General features: G+C 61.0%; 14 protein-coding genes. 2 read left to right on the top strand and 12 right to left on the bottom strand.

Annotated features, from left to right (window positions below; all coding sequences use genetic code 11):
* Positions 1-177 precede the first annotated feature (177 nt).
* Positions 178-1,530, bottom strand: coding sequence for a phospholipase A (locus Q0L30_RS06790; RefSeq protein ID WP_296652935.1), 1,353 nt, complete (start codon positions 1,528-1,530; stop codon positions 178-180).
* 307 nt (positions 1,531-1,837) lie between these two features.
* On the opposite strand from Q0L30_RS06790, the gene Q0L30_RS06785 reads away from it, so the two are divergent.
* Positions 1,838-2,152, top strand: a complete 315-nt coding sequence (locus tag Q0L30_RS06785) for a Spy/CpxP family protein refolding chaperone (RefSeq protein WP_296652933.1) — start codon at positions 1,838-1,840, stop codon at positions 2,150-2,152.
* Positions 2,153-2,639: 487 nt separating this feature from the next.
* Here the strand turns inward: Q0L30_RS06785 and Q0L30_RS06780 are convergent, their stop codons facing one another.
* The 6 genes from Q0L30_RS06780 to Q0L30_RS06755 form a co-directional block, all read right to left on the bottom strand.
* Positions 2,640-4,097: a carboxylesterase gene (locus tag Q0L30_RS06780; RefSeq protein ID WP_296652931.1), complete on the bottom strand. Its 1,458-nt coding sequence runs from the start codon at positions 4,095-4,097 to the stop codon at positions 2,640-2,642.
* 505 nt (positions 4,098-4,602) lie between these two features.
* Positions 4,603-5,925, bottom strand: coding sequence for a hypothetical protein (locus Q0L30_RS06775; RefSeq protein WP_296652928.1), 1,323 nt, complete (start codon positions 5,923-5,925; stop codon positions 4,603-4,605).
* 19 nt (positions 5,926-5,944) lie between these two features.
* Entirely contained in the window at positions 5,945-6,553 is a 609-nt protein-coding gene (locus tag Q0L30_RS06770; RefSeq protein ID WP_296652926.1) for a Biofilm PGA synthesis auxiliary protein PgaD, read from the bottom strand.
* Positions 6,531-7,799 carry a poly-beta-1,6-N-acetyl-D-glucosamine synthase gene (gene pgaC / locus Q0L30_RS06765; protein ID WP_296652924.1) on the bottom strand — a complete coding sequence of 423 codons (1,269 nt, stop codon included), beginning with the start codon at positions 7,797-7,799 and terminating at the stop codon, positions 6,531-6,533. The genes Q0L30_RS06770 and pgaC overlap by 23 nt, the downstream gene beginning before the upstream one ends.
* Entirely contained in the window at positions 7,796-9,883 is a 2,088-nt protein-coding gene (pgaB, locus tag Q0L30_RS06760) for a poly-beta-1,6-N-acetyl-D-glucosamine N-deacetylase PgaB (RefSeq protein WP_296652921.1), read from the bottom strand. The genes pgaC and pgaB overlap by 4 nt, the downstream gene beginning before the upstream one ends.
* Positions 9,884-9,910: 27 nt before the next feature.
* Complete coding sequence (locus tag Q0L30_RS06755; RefSeq protein ID WP_296652920.1) at positions 9,911-12,322, bottom strand: poly-beta-1,6 N-acetyl-D-glucosamine export porin PgaA; 2,412 nt, start codon at positions 12,320-12,322, stop codon at positions 9,911-9,913.
* Positions 12,323-13,277: 955 nt separating this feature from the next.
* On the opposite strand from Q0L30_RS06755, the gene Q0L30_RS06750 reads away from it, so the two are divergent.
* Complete coding sequence (locus Q0L30_RS06750; RefSeq protein WP_296652918.1) at positions 13,278-13,760, top strand: hypothetical protein; 483 nt, start codon at positions 13,278-13,280, stop codon at positions 13,758-13,760.
* A gap of 1,291 nt (positions 13,761-15,051) precedes the next feature.
* Here Q0L30_RS06750 and Q0L30_RS06745 read toward each other — a convergent pair.
* The 5 genes from Q0L30_RS06745 to Q0L30_RS06725 all read right to left on the bottom strand — a co-directional run bounded on the left by Q0L30_RS06745 (position 15,052) and on the right by Q0L30_RS06725 (position 19,982).
* The gene (locus tag Q0L30_RS06745; protein ID WP_296652917.1) at positions 15,052-15,333 is read right to left on the bottom strand and encodes a hypothetical protein; all 282 of its coding nucleotides are present in this window, start codon (positions 15,331-15,333) and stop codon (positions 15,052-15,054) included.
* A gap of 157 nt (positions 15,334-15,490) precedes the next feature.
* Entirely contained in the window at positions 15,491-16,759 is a 1,269-nt protein-coding gene (locus Q0L30_RS06740; protein ID WP_296652914.1) for a contractile injection system protein, VgrG/Pvc8 family, read from the bottom strand.
* Positions 16,756-16,977, bottom strand: coding sequence for a tail protein X (locus Q0L30_RS06735; protein WP_296652911.1), 222 nt, complete (start codon positions 16,975-16,977; stop codon positions 16,756-16,758). Before Q0L30_RS06735 ends, Q0L30_RS06740 begins: the two co-directional genes overlap by 4 nt.
* Positions 16,977-17,936, bottom strand: a complete 960-nt coding sequence (locus Q0L30_RS06730; protein WP_296652909.1) for a phage tail protein — start codon at positions 17,934-17,936, stop codon at positions 16,977-16,979. Before Q0L30_RS06730 ends, Q0L30_RS06735 begins: the two co-directional genes overlap by 1 nt.
* On the bottom strand, positions 17,937-19,982 hold the full coding sequence (locus Q0L30_RS06725; protein WP_296652906.1) for a hypothetical protein: 2,046 nt from the start codon (positions 19,980-19,982) through the stop codon (positions 17,937-17,939).
* Between the last annotated feature and the right edge of the window lie 14 nt (positions 19,983-19,996).

Genomic DNA, 19,996 nt, shown 5'->3' with positions numbered 1-19,996 from the left:
AGCCGCGGCTTTCACGCCGCACGCAGCATCACAACAGCGGCCATCACGACCATCCACACCCTATTCCGCGGCAATCTCCCAATCCGGCGAACGAGTTGGCTCACTCATCCGTCGATGGTGGAGATCGCAACCATGCTGCGAGGCGCACTGTTTATGTGCCATCCCGCACGGCATGGCTCAGCGCGACACGGCGACACCCATGCGCGCAACCCAGCGGTGCTTGTTGTAATCGAGAATATCTTCGCCATACCCATTGAAATAACCGATCCACAGATACGCGCCCGACGCGCTGCTGAATATTTTGGCCAGTGGGTAAGTCAATTGGGTATCGACGCTGCCATAGTGCGATTTGATGCCCTTTCTGAAGGTCGCCGCAAGCTGCCAGCCGTCCGGACTGCCGTATTTCACCAGCAAGTCCACGTACCCGCGATAGTCCCTGATATTCGCATTCTCATTCGCGATGTGTTCGTACCAGTAGGCTTTCGGCGCCACGGTCAGGTGGTACGCATTCACATCGCCGAAATCCCAGATCGGCGTCACGAATACAAAATCGATACCGCGCGATCCCGCACCGCCCATGCCGTTCGACTCATGCTCGTAGCCGGCCATCACACCCATCCTGCTGAACCACCGGCTTCTCCACCCGGTGTCCGGCAAGTAATAGAAAAGCGCGGGTTTGTAGCTCGTATCGCGGAACGCCGCGGAATAGGATCGGAGGTTCCACAACGAGGTCTGCGTGTAGGCGAAATACAGGTTGTCAAAAAAGCCGCGCGAGCGCGGGTCATTCGGCAGGATGAAGCGATACTTGATACTGACCTGGAACCTCGCGATATTGCCTTCCGTACCCACACCGTCTGCAAAATAGTTGGGCTCGTACGTCGACAACCGTCCGGCGAGATAAGCGCCGAGGTCCGGAATCAATGAATTTCCGGGCAGCGGTGCAGTGGTGGCCGGCATCGCGGCAGCGAGCGATGCGTTACCCGTCGTCGGCCCTGCTGCTTGCGTGGTTGGCGGCGCCGATGCCGGCACAGGCGCTGCGGCGGTCGCCGCGGCCGTGCCCGCCGGTATGCGCGTGAGCAGCACGACAGAGGGCGAAACATCGATACCGGGGACATCGATACGAAGCGCCCCGCGGGCCCAATCCGGCCACGCCCCGCTGTAACTCACAGCCTTCATTTCACCCGCACGCAACCGCAGATTCTCGGGCGCCCCGGCTTCACGCGTGAGCACCACGTCGCGCGGCAACGCCTCGCCGTTCGTCAGCGCAATCGTCACCGTGCGCGGGACGTCAAACGCACTACCCGAAGGCGCATCGCCGGAGAACACGATCGTCACCGCAAGCGGTTCGTCCGATCGCGCTTCGCGCGGGGGCCGCAAAACGGAGATTGCGGCGTCTGCCGCCACGGGGCACCCAGCGGCCAATGCGAGCACAACAAAAGCTGAAGCTGAGACTGATCCGCGCCAACCCACGTGGGGCAGCGGAAATAATTTGTAATGGTCTCCCCTGCGAACTAACGATCGATTCGACACGTGGCCTCCTTTTTCAGTTGGAAGGCTTGCAGAACGGCGATCCCGTTCGAATGCCGGCGCGCTTGGTGCGTTGTGCGTTCAATATCAGCGGTTAAAGCTTTGCTGCGTGCGGGCCTCCGAAATTGATTTGTCCGCCAGGGCTGCTATGATCAGAGCAGTACTCCCTGGACCTGCGGATCGCTTTTTATGACCGCTTTTCACGAGGACCGACATGAAATTTATCCTGGTTGCCGCGATGCTGCTTTTTACGTCTGCATGCTGGGCACAAGCAGGCGCTTCGGCTCCCTCGTCGCGACACACTGAATCCGTGGAAGACCGGATCAAGACACTCCACGCGGAACTCAAGATTACTCCGGCCGAAGAGGAGAAGTGGAGCAAAGTGGCCGATGCCATGCGTAGCAACGCTCAAACCGTCGACGCGCTCATCGAGAAGCGGCACGAAGACGCGATGAAAGAAACCGCCGTCGAGAATCTGCGTTCATGGAGCGACATCGCCCAGGCCCATGCCGACGGCAGCAAGGCGCTCCTCACAGCGTTCGATGCGCTTTATACCGACATGCCGGACGCGCAGAAGAAAATCGCGGACGATGCATTCCGGCCAGCGGAGTCCCACGCGAAATAATCCCCCGCGAATGCGCAGCGCAATTGTCACAATCCGCGCAATCGGTGCATTCGCAAACACGGCGTCGCTCAATGGAGGGGAGTCACAATGATGAAGCACCGCCTGCTCAGGTCAGGTTTCATCCCTGCTCTCGTGATGCTGGCCGCCATGCAGGCTGCTCAGGCCCGCGTCAACGTACATCTGGGCATTGGATTTCCTGGCGTCTTTTACGCGCCGCCTCCGCCGCTCATCGTCGCGCGCCCGGTGCACTACTGGCCCCCTCCGGTCATGTATAGCCGCTTCGATCCGAGGTGGCACCCGCACCCACGTTTCGTCGGCCCACGGCACGCTCCGCACCCGGGCTGGAGAGGCTCGCCTCGTCGCTGGCACTGAACCGGAATCCGGCGCCGCGCAGATTGCATCGAGTTCGCGTCGACCGCGGCTTCCGGCAATTGACACCCGAGACGTAATTCAACCGCGCGCGCCGGTCGATCGTGCTTCGCAACGATCAAGGCGCCGCGCCCGCCATTTGATCGATACGCGTCACCACGTACGGATAAAACGGGTTCCACGACAGGCGCGTCAAGAGGCCCGCGCCCACAATGAGCCCGCCCGTCTCGCCGCGAATCGACTGTGCGCCAAGATGCACGCCGAAATCGTCATCGGGATTGGGCGTGCGGCCGTAAAGCGCATCGCTTTCCGGAAACGGAAGCGCCACATGCGAGAGCGAATAGACATCGGCCGGATAGTCGAGACCGGTTGACTTGACTTCCGCAGCCGTCGACTCAGCCGGCGTCGTTTTCTCGACGACCAGCGGCGACGTGGACGAAGCGTTGGTGAGAACCGTAAAGCGGTAGTGCAACGGCGGTGCGGGCGTGAGACGGCGCAATGCATCGCGCATCGACGCACGCACGAGCGGGCTCAATTGCGTCGTGCGATTGATGTCGAAGAGAACGAGTTCGCTGCCGTTGGCCGGTAATTGCGCATACAACGAGCCGATAATCGCGCTCGTGCTCACCGTGAAATCGAGCACCGACTGAAAGGTCAGCACGGGAGGCAGCGATGCGAGTTGCCCGCGCCGTGCGGCCTGCCCCACTTCCTGCTGCACGAGTTGTGTTACCCGCCACGACTGGCGCGCACCGTTCACCGGAAACGAGTTGTACTTGAACGGATTGAATTCGGGAACGACATCGAGCCACGCCGCCTTTTCAAACGTCGGCAATACCGATGGCAAGGCGGCAAAACCCGCAAAACGCGCGAATCGCGTAATGCCGATCATCGGCGAAAGCAGAATGAGGTGATCCGCCTGCGGAAGACGCGGGTCTTGCAAGGCTTCGAGCGAATATTCGAGCGCGAGCGCGCCGCCGTTGGAAAAACCCACGATATGCAGCGGTGCGGGCGCGGGCACGCGGCGGCGCGCTTCGCGTACGGCGAGCCGCGTGGCGGCCTCCCAGTCGTCCGCTGTCACATCGGCAAGACTGGACGGAACGGTGCCGTGCCCCGGCAGACGGATAGCCACGACGACAAACCCGTCACGCTGATAGCGTTGCGCGATGTGGCGCAAGCTGTACGGCGAATCGGTCAATCCATGCAGCATGACGGCCACGCCGCGCGGCGTGCCCTCCGGGGCGAGCGTATAGGAGCGATTCCAGTCGGTCCTGAAATGCCCCGGATAGACGGGACTGCCGTCGAAATAGCGATTGGCGGCCACGCGTTCGTCCGGCGTCAATTTATCGGTGACATTCCTCCTGACCGAATCGAAAAGTCGGTTCTCGTGGGCGATGTAATCGTCCCACGTAGCCTGATCGAGCGCGTGCGCATGCATTTCTTCCGGGACATAGGTGTGCCACGGACCCAAAGGCGGCTTGCGCTGCGCGTCGTACATCCGCACACCGGCGATGGTCACGAGCGCCAGCAGCACGATGAGTCCCACCCGCCGGGTCCATCGGATAACGAATGCTTTCATTCTCGACTTCGCCATCTCCGGTCGTTGCCTCGCGAACAAGGTTACTCACAAACCCGCGGCCAGCGTGCGCAAGCCTGCCTCGCAGCATACCTGTAACCGCAACCGGCCGCCTGTTTTGTCCGGCAATTTCCCGGGCGTCGATTGCGCCGTGGCAATCGCCTCAGGGCCGAATCATGCGGCATATTTCTACCGCTGAATGGTCCCGTTTCGCGCGTCGGTTCCGGACTCGCAATGGAGCACGCACAGCGCGATTTTCGCCGGGACAAAAAAAAACCCGCACAGGTGCGGGCTAAATCCAACCCTCTCGGGGAGGGCATTAACGCGGAGCGGGATTATTACGCATTCGGTTGAATCTTTTGAATTCCGTTACGGCGCTTCAGGCGCTTTCATGATGTAGCGCAAACAGGCAATGGCCGTGAAAAATACGCTTCAATGCATGTCCATCGCAGTCGTCTCCCGATGGCGCACAGAACCGCAACGACTTTTTGTCCGTCGATTGTTTGCCCTATTCCGGTGCGGTTTTTATGCCACATTGATCCGATGCCGATGGCGCCGTTTCATCGCGCTCGTTGAAGTCCGCCTCGCGCAGGCCTGTTGGCGATAGCGACACGAAATGAACCGATCGGGCACCATGCGGAATGCCGATTGCCCCCGTGTTGCCCCACGCGAATGGTGCGCGCAACAGGCCATGCAATTCGATCGTGTTCCCTGTGAGAGCGAGCGCCATTAGCCGTCCATCGCGCGTGGGCACGTAAGCCGTGGTGCCGTTCACCGCGATGCTCGCTTCGCGAACCGATGCCGGCAGGCAGTCGAGTTTCGCCGTCACGTGCCCTTCTTCATCGATCAGCAGTACAGATGAGCGTCCATTATCGAGCGTGGCTTCGATCACGAAGCGCTCCACTGCGGGCACCCACGCGGCGGCATAGGTGTAGTACTGCACGCGCGCTCCACCGGATCCGCCCTCCGGGTGCACCAGCTTTCCAGTGGCGGGATCGAGCATCGCATATTCGAGCTGCGCAACGATTTCGCCTGGTATGTACTTCTGCCACACGAGCAGCGCGCGCGTCGGCGAGCCTGCGATCATGGGCCACCACTCGCGCACATGCGCGGCTACGTCGACATGCCTTAGAAGCACGCCACGACCGTTGTAGACCTTCGCGTACACCCCGCCGCCCGTGCCGAGATTGTCGACGCCGCCGCCGTCCACCCAGTCTTGCGAATAGAACACGACAAATTGCTCGCCCACGGCGGCCACGTGACCGGAGTGGCCACCCGACTCGACGTCGTTCGGATAGGGCTTGATCGGCGCGAGGTTGGCGCCATAGACGCCGTACCGCTGGCTCACCGTGCGCGGTGCATTCCAGCCGTCTTCGAAGCTGACGAAGATGTTGCCCGAGGTATTCTGCGCGACGGACACCGGCTCCTGCGCTTCGGGACGGGAGATAAAAACACGCACATTCGCGAGACGCGCGCGCTGCGGCGACCATTCGCCCACGTACACGTCATGTGGCCAGCTGCCGTTCGAATTTGCGCCGCGCGGCGGCAGCCCGGAACTGCTGAAGAAGACCCAGTCTTTATCGCCCGCGCGATGTGCCCACCCGATGCCATGCATGAAGCGCCGCTCGTCGCCGACGCCCGGCGCAGGCAGTGCGACGATCGACCCCGCCTGCGCGTGTCGTTCACTGACGACCTCGATTTGTGCGCCGCGGCCGGGCGGCGAGAACATGCCCATCGCGGCCAGGAGCACAACCACCAGCGCAGACGGCGCGATGAGGACCAGCGGTCTGCGTAGGCGGTTGCGTTGCGAAGTCTCAGATGCACGGTCCATTGGCAACACATGGACGGCATCAGTGCCGTCTGCGGCCACGCAAGCCGCTCACCGGCACATGGTGTAACGGTCTGTCCATCAATTGCTGCAGCGAATACTGCGTCGCCGGTGTCTGGCCGTACCCGAGCCGCGCGGTCTTGCGCGACTCGGCGGTCTTTTCGGCAGGCTGCACATCGGACTGCGCACGCAAGGCGGCAATCAAGCCATTCGCGTCATGCGAAGCGACAAACACCCGCGGCACCGTACGCCAGTCGCGCCGCGTCGGCCCGACAATCGGTCCAGGCTCGACCGTAAGACCGGCCTTGCGCCGAAGCAGCCGCTGAGTACGGGATTTCGATGCGAACGGGTGAGCCACGCGCGCGAGAATCAGCCATGTCGTGAGCGCCGACGCGATCGCACTGATGGCGGCGATATAGGACAGCAGTTCCGGAATGGAGAGATCGCCCTGTGCAAAAGGCAGCAGGTAGCGGTAAGCGTAGATGGTGATCCCCGCCCACATCGAACCGACGCAGGCCGGACGGAGCAACCGGAACCACAGGACGAGCAGCAGGCCGTGCGCGATGCCTTTGTCCTTGATGATCAGTTGCGGATGGCGCAAGGAAAGATCAATGACGGGCTTGTTGTTCATGCTGGATACCTCTATCAGGGCTGGTCCAGACGGCCCGCTTGCCCCGCCGCCCGAATACGATGGACGGCAGTGCAACGACAGTCGTGACCATGTTGATCAACCAGAACGCGAGCGGATACCAGACAGTGTCGAGAAGATAAAGCAGCAGTTTTTCGTCGTAACGGCGGTCGATCAGGCAACCAATGACGATCTGCAGCACACAGGTCGCCACCAGCAGCATTCCGTGCCAGTGCGGCAGCAGCGAAACGTTCCAGTCGGGCGGCAAGGTATAGAACGCATCGACGAGCGCAAGCAGCAAGATGAACGCCATCGAATACGCCCAGGCAATGCCGAGCGCGTACTCGACAAAGAGCGGCCACATCATGATCCGGGGCGTGAACAACAGCGGCCGCGCGTACTTGAACAGCACCTGAATGCCGCCCTTGGCCCAGCGCAGGCGCTGGCGATACAGTCCTTTGAGCGTCTCAGGCATCAGGATCCAGCTCAGCGCATGCGGCTCGTACGCGACGCGCCAGTCGTTGCACTGAAGCTTCCAGCTGATGTCGATATCTTCGGTGAGCATGTCGGCGCTCCAGAAGCCAACATCCGCGAGCGCGCTCTTGCGGAACATCGTGATCACGCCGGACACGGTGAAGATACGCCCATAAACCTGTTGCGTGCGCTTGATCAGCCCGACGATCGACGAGAATTCGCCAACCTGCATTCGCCCAAGCAGCGACGTGCGTGTGCGAATACGCGGATTGCCCGTCACCGCACCCACGTTCGGATCGGAAATCAGGTGCTCGAGCATCCATTCGATCGCGTCCTCGCCAAGCAGCGAATCGCCATCGATGCACATGAGGTACGGCGCATTGGTCACGGCCGCTGCCGTCGTGAGACCAATCGCCTTGCCTTCGTTCTTCGCGTGGTGAATCACGGTGAGACCCGGAATTTCGACCACCAGCTGATTCAGGATCTCGCCGGTGTGATCGCGGCTGCCGTCGTTGACGGCGATGATCTCGTAGTTCGGATATTCGAGCCTCGCAAGGTGGCCCAACACGCGGCGCGCATTCATTTCTTCGTTGTAGCACGGCACGATGATGGCAACCTTTGGCGTCCCGGCCCTCACGATGGCGAGCGACGAGCGGGTCCGTCCGTGCTCCAGCGCGAAGAAATGGACAATTCCACCGATCATCCACAAGTACGACATGAAGAACGGATAGAAGAAGATAAAGTCCTGCAGCTTGTCGATGACGATGTGCATCATTGCGGTCGCATCCTTTCGCTGTTGCCCTTGAGCAGCGCACTGATCGAGGCAGGATCGAGCCGCGAGCGCATCGACATGACGTCGGTCAGCGCGGCCACGGTCGGCAGATCGTGCGCGAAGTTGTCGGGGTAGTACCCGTAACTCACCATGCCGGACTGCCGCAGATGGCGCATCTGATCGGTCAGGCGTTTCGCCGGCACGCTGTCGCCCGTTCTGGAATTGGTAGCTTCGAGCAGGAAGACGGTTCGGCGCGGGCCATCCGGCACCGTGCGCACCGTCGTCGACAGGGAATCGAGCCAGCTGTCCACCGATGAAATACCCTGCCGCGACGGCATCGCAAGCAGGCCGACGAAGTCATACGCATGCACGAATGCCGGGTAGTTTTGCGCGTAGCGTTGCCCGGCGTCCGGATCGGTCAGCACATCCGGGAAAATCGTGCGCACGCTCAGCACGTCCGCACTGTTCTGGCTGTCGAGCACGATCCGCTCGAGTTCCTTCGTGAAATCGAGCAAATGCCGCGTTTTCAGATCCCCCCATCGTTTCATCAAGTCGGGATTCGCGCGAATCTGGCCGATGTCGGGCGGCAGGTTCCAGCGCGCCAGCATCTGGTGGCCTTGATGGCTGTCGTCCTCGAAATCGGTCAGCATCGCGTCTTCGCCAAACAACAGGCCCGTAATCGCCGAGTATTTACCGAGGTCTTCATAAAGGTCGCGCACATACGCGCGGACACCCGGATCGAACGGACTGAGCCGCCGCACCGCCGATGCACCGGGCGGGAGCTTGCTGCCCGCAGCGGGCCTCACGAATTCGAGGCGGCCTTCGAGCTGGGCGGGCACTGCAAACGCGAGTGTCGGCATCCATGCATACACCGCAACATCCGCACGCGTATTCAGTTGCCATGCGGCGCGGCAGAAAAGATCCGAGCGAACCGGTAAATGCCGGTTCGGAAAGTACAGTGCCTGCGCAAAGCCCGATCTGTTGGGATCCGAAAATGCCTGCAGGTACACCGAGCTCGGCTTCAGGCGGTAGATACGGTCGATCAGTTGACCGAGCTTCTTTTCCTGCATGTCAGGCGACGGATCGTAGACATCGTCGAGCGAAACCACCACGACGCGCTCCACCGGATTGACTTCGCCGCGATTCTCCGCGGGCTCGCGCATCGAACGCTCGAAGCCGCCGACGTCGATGTCGTACATGATGAGGATGCGGCGCAGACGGTCGAGCGGCACATCGCTCGTATTCGGCCCGGATTCGAGCGTGAACTGCACCGGCATGCCGAGCTTCGACGAGATGCGGCGCACCGGAAGATTTTCCGCACCGTATGGCCACACCATCGCGCGAACGGGCAAACTCGTCTGCGCCTTGAGCTGCTGGATGCTCGTACCGAGGTCGCCATGCACGCGCGATTCGAATTCCGTATCCGTTTCGTAGCGCGATTCATCCTTCAGATACAGGTGCGAGGTCGCTGCCGGCAGCTCGTTGCCCTGCGGATTGGCGACCGCGCCGTGGTGCATGTCGTGCGTATGCGATGCCAGTTCGACGAGGCCGGAACGCGCCACTTCGCGCACCTCGTTCCACGACATGAACGTATTGCGCGGCACCACCAGCGTGTCGGAAAGGCGAATGCCGGTGTCCGCCGGCGTGTCGATCCATGACGTCACGATGCCCATCACGGCCGGATAGTTGAAGCGCTTGAGCAGCGGCAGCACCTTGGTGTAATGACTCATGAAGCCGTCGTCGAAGGTGATCAGCACCGAGCGCGGCGGCAATGGTTTTCCGCCGTTGCGCGAGGCCGCAATGGAACTGAAAGTGATCGCGTGATAGCCATTGGCTTCAAGCCAGGAAAAAATCGATGTCAGCGTGCCCGTATCGATCGCATACGGGTCGATTACGTTGTTCGTATTGAATTCGGCTCGCAGATGGTCGCGGACATCGTGAAAGCAGATCACACGAAACGTCTTGCCGTCGGCAGGATCGGCCGGCGGCAGGATGTCGATCAGCTTCGCCGGCACGAGCGATGAAAACATCGTGCAACCTGCCATCGCTCCAAGACAGCCACAGATAAAACGTCTACGAGAATGCATTGCCGGCCTCCTTGCGAGCCGCCGTCGTCAGAATGGAACCGTGAGCGTGGCGTAGGCAATGCCGGACGTTTCGCGTGCACCGTCGTACGCGTGGCTAAGCCCGCCGATGCCATACGTGAGCCTGATGTCGTGACTGAACGTCCACGCGTGTTCGAGACGCACGCCGCCCTCGGCGCTCGTGCCGAAGCCGCGTTCGTTATACGCGCCCGCGCTCAGATAGATGCGCTGCACCAACGATTTTTCGCCCGCGCGCCAGATTGCCCATTGATGCATGGCGACGAGTTCCGCCGTGTAGTCGCGCGCAGGCGCGAAATACGCCGTATTGGCGCGCGTGTTGCTGCTGGTGTTCAGGTTCAGCGAGAGATTCACGAACTGGTTTGCCGCGGTAAATACGCGCTGCGTGGCGCTTCCCGAAATTTCCTGGTTGAAGTTCGAATCGCTGAAGCGCGTAGCCGAATAAGACAGCTCCGCCGAGCGACGGTCCGTGTCCGTTAAATTGATGGCGACCTGGGCATTCTTCCCCCAGATGTGCTGGACATAGGCCTTCCACGGCAGCGTATTGACGTCGCTGTCGACCGAGACATTCGCTGAAACGTAGTCGTTGAAGGTATACGCGACACTGCCGTTGCCGCCGGTGCGCGCAGCCGGACCAATCGAGCGGGTGGCCTCCGCCGTCACGGAGAGCGGTCCCTTGCGGAAATCGCCGCCAACGCCGGTCCGCGTGCGGCTCACGTTGCCGATATCCGTATTCGCGTGGCCGAAGAAGTTGTGTGCGAATACACGCCAGTTGTCGTAGATCGGCGGCGAATACAGCGTCGTATCGATACTGAACGAATTGTCCGCCAGCGCGGAGTTGCCGTGCTCGCCGTTGAATTCGACCGATAGCACCGGCGCGCGGTAGGCCGCATAGTCGCGCTTGAAGCTGCGCACGGAACCGTTCTCGGGGAACGTATCGTTGAATGCATTGTTGATGAGACGCGCATTCGCATAGTCGTCCAGCATGAGCGATGTGCGGCCGAGACCCGCGAGCGCCTCGAGGTTTTCCGGGTGATCGGTCAAGGTTGCGCTGTACATGTCGCGCGCGCGGCGCGTACTGGACGCGCCAAGCGTTGCGTCAGCCTGCGCGTTGCGCACTTCCGCGCTGAACGGCACCTGCTCCCTCAGTCGATCGAGTCCCGCCATGCCTGCGCTCGTCTGTCCGATGTAGATCTGGTACTGCGCGTACAGCCGGTAATAGCGCATGTAGTCATCGTTCGCGAGATCCCACGGGTGCACCTGGTCGGCTGGCGGCAGCGCGGTGCGGATGTCTTCGAGCACCTGCCTCGCCTGCGTGTACTTGTCCTGGTCGGTGAGCGCGTAGAAGAGGCCCTCGCGCAGATCGATGGGGCGCGTGTGCGTGCCGTACTGGAATCCGCGCGTCGCTTCATCGGTCGTCGACGATGTCTCCTGCTCGATGGCGCGGCGATAAACCTGTTCCGACTTACCGGGTTCCTGGAGGTAGCTATACGCTTCGCCCACGGCGGCGAGCGCTTCGACTGAAATACCCGACCGAGGCGGAATCGATTCGAACGCCGCAACCGCGTCCTTCATCCTGCCGCGCGCGGCATAGGCGACCGTCATGTCGCCGGCAAGCGAAGCTCGCACTTCCGCGTACTCCGGCGTTTCGGGCAAACGCGCTTCAAAGTCGTGTGCCGAATGGATCGCGGAATCGAGCGCGTCGAAGCGATCGTGGCTCGACATCGCGCGCACCTTGTCGCGACCGCCGCGCACCTCCTGCCGGATGCTGAGTTCCTCGATCTGTGCGATATCGACAGGCGTAAACACATCGGGTCGCGCCTTCGCCTCGTCAAGCGCGCGGATTGCGCCGCCACTCGTCGCGAGTCCGAACACTTCGCGTCGAAGCGTGTCATTGGGCTGCTCGGCCGTCTGCGCCGGCGGCGTTTGTCCGGGCGCGCCCACAGGCGGCATGCCTGGCGTGGTGCTGCTATCCGGCGGAGGATTCGGCGGCGTGGGTCCGGTCGTGGGTTCCGTCATGGGTTGCGTGTTCTGGGCCACTTCAGGCGTCGCGGGTATCACGGGTATCGCGGGCGGCGTTGCCGTCGCCGTATCAGCGCTATTTTCGGCAACCTGTGTAGCGCTGCCGCTGTCCGGCGCAGCGGACGAATGAGTCTGCGCATCGCGCGTTACCGGCTCCGGCGCAGACTGCGCTGTGTCCACCGCATAGATCGTCGCGCCGATGTCGCTCGTAACGACGGGGCGAGAAACCGGCGTTTCATCCGCGGGCTGGTCGACCACGGCAACCACGAAAATGACAGGCTTAGCGACATCCTCTTCCCGCGCAATGGTGTCCTTGCTTTCGAGCGCCGCATAAGCGGACAACAGCAGCACGGCCGCAGGCGCGCATGCGCCGAGTGGACGTCTGCGAGGCGATATATACAAACGCTTTCTCTTGTTCATTGTCGTATGCCCCTGCTCGCCTAACGTTGATTCGAGTGTGAACGCGTCTGGCGCAAGCGCCATGCCGGAAATGGCAGACGAATCCTCCTGTTTTTTCAACAACAGTAAGCAATCAAATAAATGAACCACGACGTAAAACGCTTGCGAATCCAATAAAACGGTTTTCTGTTTCCTGGCGCTCCCGACAAAAGGGCCGCGCCCTCAAGTGTTGATGCGTGCTGCAATGGATAGCGGTCGAGAATGACACCGCCCTTTCTTGTGCTTGACGAAACACCCTCGCCATTGCGTCGTTCCGGTCATGACCCGCGGCCGGAATCCCGTCACCGTGAAGCGTTAATGCGTCCTCGAACGCGAAGGCGTTGCCACGCCGGCAGACAAAAATTCAAGGCGCGCTCACAGGTGCGCGTGTTTTGTACGATCGCAGCTGCGCCGGAGCACGGTCTGCGTTCTGCAGTGCTGTATACGACGCGTGAATGCGTCTGAGCGTGATCAACAGCGAGTGCTGTTACAAGCGTGACCCGTCACGCGATCGATGGGCAAATCGTATGAAATCGGCGCTCGTTCACGAGAGGAACACTCGCGACTTCGAGTAGAGACGAAGCAGCTATCGCGCACGGGCGGCGTGCCCGCCTGCGACAGCAGGCGCCGACATGTACCGCTCGTCGTCAATATCGGGCGGCGGCGTCGCTTGCATCATCAGACGAACCGGGCACTCCTGCTTACTTGCCGATACATCATTCTAGGCACGCAATAAATTTATCAATGCGCTGCTATCGGAATTTAACGTGCGTATCACTTTGTTACATGGAACCCGTCCCTCAGGAGCCCATTCGTCGGCTGTTTCCTGAAGGTTGCATTTCATCATCGCGATTCCTATCCTTGTTGCACACCAGCGAGGGAGAAGATCATGGGGACCTTGAGCAAACGAGGTCTGTGTATGGTCACAGGCATGCTGCTGATCGCCGGGACTTGCGCGCTACCCGCACATGCACAAATCGCAAGACCATCGACCACGCCGTCGCCAATCACAACACCCGCTATGCCCGTTGCAGCGCAAAACCTGCAGACCGCCGCACCGCAGGCGCCGTCGCGGCCATCCGCAAATCCGGCGTTGCCCCAGGAGATGCTTTATTACGTGTGCGGCAGCCGCGGGCTCGATACGCACGTCACGTCACCGGACCCTCAACACCCGTTCAACCTTGGCGTATCGTTCGTATCGGCTTCGACCGGCGCACCGCTCAACGAAGTCTCTGTCAAGTTGCGACGGCATGGCCGCGTGCTGATGGATTTCGTCGCGGCTGGCCCGTACTGTCTCTTCTCGGTCCCGGAAGCCGACTACCGGGTTGAAGGCACGTACCGCGGCGAAATGAAATTCGAAATCGTTCAGACCGGCAACATGAACGCGCAGATCAAATGGTAAGCGCCAGCCAGGTACGGCGATTGCGTGGTTCGCGGCGTCACGTCGACGCTTCACAGGCTGTTTTTTTCACGGCGTGACGCCCACTGATACAGGGAAGTTCGCGCGATGACGATACTCCAGCGATTTCGACATCGTCCCACGGATATGGCCCGGCACGGTAAGGGCCAATCCGTGCAGGACAACACGCCTGCGTCGCTGACGTGGGGCTCCGGCTTGAGCGTGGCGCTGACTGTGACGTTCTATGTTCTCGTCCTGGCAGCCGACGCGGAATTCGACGTCGGAAACCATTTGAGCAGCCAGACGAGTGGTGCAGTGCAGACTTTTACCGCAAGCGCGGCAGACAGTTCAAGCGGTCCGACCGCCACAACCGCCGCATCGTCCACCACGTTACCCGCCACGGCAGCCGAGTCGCCGGCTCACATGCTTGCACGCGCGCATCACTGCGCGTCGTCAGGCCAATGGGATTGCGTATTCGACGCGACGATCAGCGTCATGGCGCTGCGCGGGGCAACCCCGGAAACGCTCGCGCTCCTGCAACAGGCAATGAATGGCGGAAATGCGGCACCGCCCGCCCCAAACGCGCCGGTTCTCGCGAGCAACCCGCACAACGCACGGCCCGGCGCGATCGGCAACGTGCGGCCAGCGCGATACACAAGGCATATTCACAAGCACTCCTTACGAGCTACGTTAATCCGATATGGTTTCTTCAGGCACGCTGCCTCGACCAATCAAATGGACGATCTATACCGGCACTAGCGCGGGTAGCCTCGGCACCGGCCTCCAATCCTTATCGCGTCACGCTCGCCTCGCGAAGACGGCAGACCCTGGGCGACAATTTCTCCGTTAGGGAGTACGCTCCCCGTGCGGCCACCGTGCGTTCGGCCCGGTTTTGACGGACGTCAACGGTACGGTCGCACGGCTTTCACCGCATTTCCCAAATCTGGTTCGCCTCACCTGACATCGAACGCGCGGCCTTCTGGCCGCGCGTGCTCATATCCGGCCCGCGTGCCGCAGCGAGGGAGTGGGATCATGCTGATTTTTCGACAGATGGTTTGATAACACTCAAACACGCTTCGCACTAGCGCTCTGCGCTGCTCATGTCTAATGCGTTGCTCAATAAATAGGCATCAATCTACGCGGGTTTCCTGACTATTGGAAAGCAATTATTAGACAGTTTCGGCACCCCATTTGCATCGTCTCGGCTGCCTCCGTGCGCGCCGAGGGCGCCGCAAACTCACCCCGGCGCTGCCATCACTCCGGCGGACGATCACTCACGCCCAGTAGCCGCACGTCAGCTGGACGGCAGAAGCGCGTCGAGCGCGGCGGATGCCGCGGCTTCCACCTGCGCCTCGGTGGCCGTGGGGACGAGCGCCGACAGGCGCGTAGCAAGGCGGATGCCCAGCGAGAGGCGTGCGGGCGCGTTGCTGGCCACTGCGGTCGCGGGCGCAACGATTACGGCGGCTGCCGGTGCTGCGGGCGTCGGATCGGTTGCGGCGGCGACGCCTTGAACGGGGGCAGCGGGCGCGGGCGCGACACCCGCGAATGCGGCGGCTGCCGGTTGTGCGTTTTCCATATGCGGTTCCTCGGTTTGCGTGGTAGCGCGCCCGAAAAGACGCGCGATGATTTTCGACAGAATACCCATCGTGAAGCCCTATATGTAGGGAGTTGACATTTTACCAAAACTAAGGATTACGAATCAGTAAGATTAATCACCCTATATTCATCCGGCACTAACCTATCGTCTGCGTCGCGTCCAGTTTGTCGGCTTGCGCAGTCAGATTGACGGATTGCGTGCTGGCCGACAGTGATTGCCGCCAGTATTCCGTGGCGGCCGCCGAATCACCTGCAGCGTCCGCCGCGTCACCCTTGGCCTTGAGGTCGTTCGCCTGTTGCATCAGCGCGCCCGCCTGGTTTCGGATGCCTGCAACGGCATCATTGGCGTTTCCATTGGGCGCCGCTGAAGCGGCTTTTCTCGCGGCCACTACCTTCATCACCACATCATCATTTGGCCGCTCGCCCTCGATAACGCACCGATAAGCGCCCTTGTCTAGCAAGTGCTCCGCGCGCGTAATAAGCCACGCACCGTTCACGTATTGGCGAAAGCCGGACAAGTCCAGGATTGCCTCCGCTGTAATGCGAGGGTCACCGGGAATGTTCAGCGATATCCTGTATTCATGCCGTGATCGCTTCGCCAGCTCCGCTTTCGCGGCAGCCATCGCCATGTCAGCGGTCGGGAAATATTGCTTTAGGCGTTTCACTGGCTCGCCACTTCCGGCGGTTATCGGTTGGCGCTTTGCGGCGCGCTTGTCGTGCCAGTAGGCCACAACGGTTCCCGCGGATTCGCGCGTAGCCCTACGCATCTCGAAAGTGGAGTCATCGGAAGCAGTTATCGGAATGCGTGGAAGATCCGCACCGCTCGCCGTTTGCGACGCCCCGCGCGCGGCGAAAATCATCTTTCCGCCCGCAGGCTTTGCGATTGCGTCGTATTTTTTCGCGACGCGCAGCAACAGATTCATGTCGGATTCTTCGGACTGGTCGATATGGGGTAACGCAATACCAGCCAGGCTGGGAGCAACCACGGAGGTCATCCCATGCTCACTCGCGATAGTCCTAACCATCGCGCCAATTGTCGTCCCTGCTTTCCATGATCGCGTTTTGTGCGATTGGAAGTCGATTTTCCCCTTTGGCGTTTGGTCCCACGGAGCAGCCTTTGCGCTGATAATCAATTGCGCCGGCCAACCACGGCACGTAATTTCATCGCACACGAACACGCCTTTGGGCGTCAGCTTCCCGTCATAGCCAAGCGACAATGCCAGCTCTGCGCCCGTCGGTGGAAATGCGATAGGCGCGTCAGGGTCGTTGTCCGCAAGGGTGATTTCCAGCGTATCGGTGTTTTCGCCGGATTCGTCGCGCAACGACAGCGACACAAAGCGATCTGAAATGATTGCAGTTATGTCGCTATCGTTCGCCGTCAGGGAGTAGGACGGGGCAATGTTCATGACCAAAGCGAGACTTCATTTTTTATGGCCGTTTCGGCGGCCACGTTGATCGCAGGAAGAACCACCGCGGTGCCAAGCGGCAACAGTGGCCCAAGGTCAGACAGGCCGGGATTCACTGCCAGCACGGCGTTCAGAATCTCGGGCGTCACGGCGCCGTATTGCGCCCATGCGACATAATCCAGCGTGTCACCGTCGCGCGCGATATAGACTTGGCTCATCAGGTGTACGTAGAAATAAATGATTTGACGTCGGATTGTGTGCTATTCAGCATGGCCGTGGCGCCGACCGTCGCCGCGTTCGCAGTCTGCAGGGCCGATTGCGCAGCCTGCGGAATGCCGCCGACGATAGACGACACGTTACCGATTACAGCGGTTGCAGACGTTCCCTGCACTCCCAGCGCCGACACCTTGCCAAGCAGAGTTTTTGCGCCGCTCAGGGCGCCCGCGATATTGCCAGCGGCCTTAACCTGCTGCTCAATGTTTGTTGCAGCATTGCGCACGTCGTTCACCATCGCGATGCTGCGGTTCACCGCGCCGACGACGCTGGCCGCCTCGTTAATCACGGGCGCCACGGCGATCTGGACTTGCTGCACTGCGCTTTTTAGCGTGCCCAGCGCTGCCGACGCGTTCTTCTGGACGGTGCTAACCAGGCTGGAGAATCCAGATACCGCGCTGGCGTCCGCGCTGGACGCGGCGGCAGTGGCGCTGGACGCTTGAGACAGGATCGCGCTTCCGTCGTCGGTGTCGTCGCCTGTGTCGTGCAGCTTTAGCGATAGCGTGAACTCGACTTTCTTCGGCGTGCCGTCCGCGTCGTGAAATGACTGCTTTTCGTCCAGCCCCTCGATGATCCACCGCCCCTGCGTATAGCCCATGCTGTCTACGAGCTGGTAAGGCTGGCCAGCGTCCCCCATGCTTCGCAGCGTGTCCAGGCTGTTTATGTCGCCCTTCCACTTCGGATAGAGAACGCCAGGAAGGTCCAGCGTGTCGTTCTCAGGCCCAAGGTATTGCAGGGCATCGAATTGCCCCACGCGCTCCAGCGCGCCCCACTTCCACTTATTCTTTCGCGCCCATTCCTGGAAAACGATCGTGTTAAGGGAAAACTGGAACGTGCCCAGCACCATCAATGCTGGCATGTTGCCGCCGGCAGCCATGCCAGTCAGGTTATCGAGTACGCCCATTTAGAATCCAGTGTCATACAGGCCGGAGCCAAGGGCGCTCTGTTTCGGCGCCCCCAGCTTGCGCGTTACGTCATTCGCCAGCGATTCACTGGACTGCCCAGGTTGCTGGTGGATTGTCACGTGAAACTGCCGGTTGTCGGCAACCTGCGGCGCGGCCTTGGCGGGGGCTGTGGCCATCGGTGGAACCGTGGGCGTGACGGCGGCCGGTGCCTTGTCGCCTCCCGTGAGGTGCGCCCATCCGGCTTTGATGAAATCGCCAGCCGACAGGTGCGCGGACGCGGCCCACCAATTCCCATTTGCCACGTCCTTTTGGCCCTGCGACTTGTCTACGTCCGGCAGCCCCGCAGCCTTCGCGACGCCCAGCGCGACTTCTGCCAGCGCGGCAATCATGCCCAGCTTGCCGATGAATCCCATCACACCGCCGCCCGCGCTGCTCGCAGCCTTGCTAACCCCGCTCGATGCCGTCTCAAGCTCCCGCAGCGAAGCGACAGTGCGCGCCAGCTTGATGGTGGAAAAGAGATGCAGTGCGCCGGCCGCCGTCACCAGTACGGGCGCGGCCACCGTCAGGCCAACGGCCAGCCCACCTAACCCCATCACCACACCTTTCATCAGGCGGGGGTTTTCGTCCGCGAACCGATTTACCGACTCCAGGATTGTGGCCGTGCGCTCCATCGCCGTCGCGAACGCAGGGATAAGTACATTGCCAACACGGGCCTGTGCATCATCCAGGCGCGCACGGGCGTTATCTACCTTGCCCGCCGTCGAATTCCTGTTGGCGTTGTCCGAGTCGTCCACACCATTCGCCTGGATAACGTTATGGCGGTCTTTCCAGATGCTCGCACCGAAACGAATGCGGCTCAAAAGCATATTTGCCGCATTCGGATTCGACGCGATAGCGCCCACGAATTTCATTACCTGCGCGGGGTCGTTAACATCCACGCCCTGCTTTTTCGCCAGCGGCACCAGGTGTTCATCAACCCACTTTTGCGGGTCTTTCAGGAACGTTTGAGCGTCCACCAGCGCGTCAGGCGAAACCGTCTTGACGCGGCCGTTTTTATCGAACCTGACGCCCTTCCGATTCAGCAGGCCCATTTGCAGCATGTGATCGAACGCGCTATGCGTTTGATGGCCGCCGATCCATGCATTTACCAGCGAGCTGCTGGACGTGCCATAACGGTCTGCGCCCATGCTCTGCTGCAAAAACGTGTCGCCAAAAAACGCTTCGTCGGACATGGCCTGCACGGCGCCCTTACCCGAACGCACCGACGTGAGAAGGTCACCGATTGTTACCTTGCCATTCGACCCCGTCAGCGCTTTAAATGCCCAGTTGTACTTCTCCCGCATGGCCTTGGGGTCGGTAGCGCCGCCGCGTTCTTCGGATACCTTCGCCATCTGATAAGCCGAATCGCCGGATGCCATATCAGTGTGGTGCAGGCGGTCGTATAGCTGAAGCCCGGAAATAGCTTTAAGCGCCGAAGGTAGCGCCTGGATAGCGTGGTGCGCGTCGCCCAGCGCGGTGCGCAGCTCGCTAACTGTGTCGGTTGCTTTCGTAACCGATACACCGAACTGCCTTGAATTCTTCGCAGCGCCAATCATGGCGTCCGCATCTTCTTTCGATACGCCAGAATTGCGGATCACGGCCACCGCATTTTCACGCTGGATAGCCGCGTGAACTCCCATCGAAAGAACGCCACCGATTGACGCTCCTGCCACGGCCGCGCTGGCACCAGCAGCCACCAGCTTGCCGCTTACGCCCTTCATCGCCTTGTACTGGCTTTGCGCCTTGTTAAGCCGCTCCTGTGCGTGGCGCAGGCGGTCCACCTGCTCGACGGTGCGGGCGTAGCTGGAGCGCAAGCCATCCACGTCCCTACCCATACGGGCGAACGTTTGGATGGACTTCCCCAGCAGAGCCTGGCGCTTTTGAAGCGCCTGCATTTCGCTGCCGATTCTTTTAACGCCATCGGCGGAAGATTTCAGGGCACCTTTGAGTGCGCCTGTAATCGTTCCGCCGATTACGATGGTGGCATTTAGCCGCTTGTTTGCCATTTACGTCGTGGGTT

The sequence above is a fragment of the Paraburkholderia sp. genome (genome assembly GCF_024281035.1).
In the GTDB taxonomy this organism is placed as follows: Bacteria; Pseudomonadota; Gammaproteobacteria; order Burkholderiales; family Burkholderiaceae; genus Paraburkholderia.
This window is presented reverse-complemented; position numbering and strand designations above follow the sequence as displayed.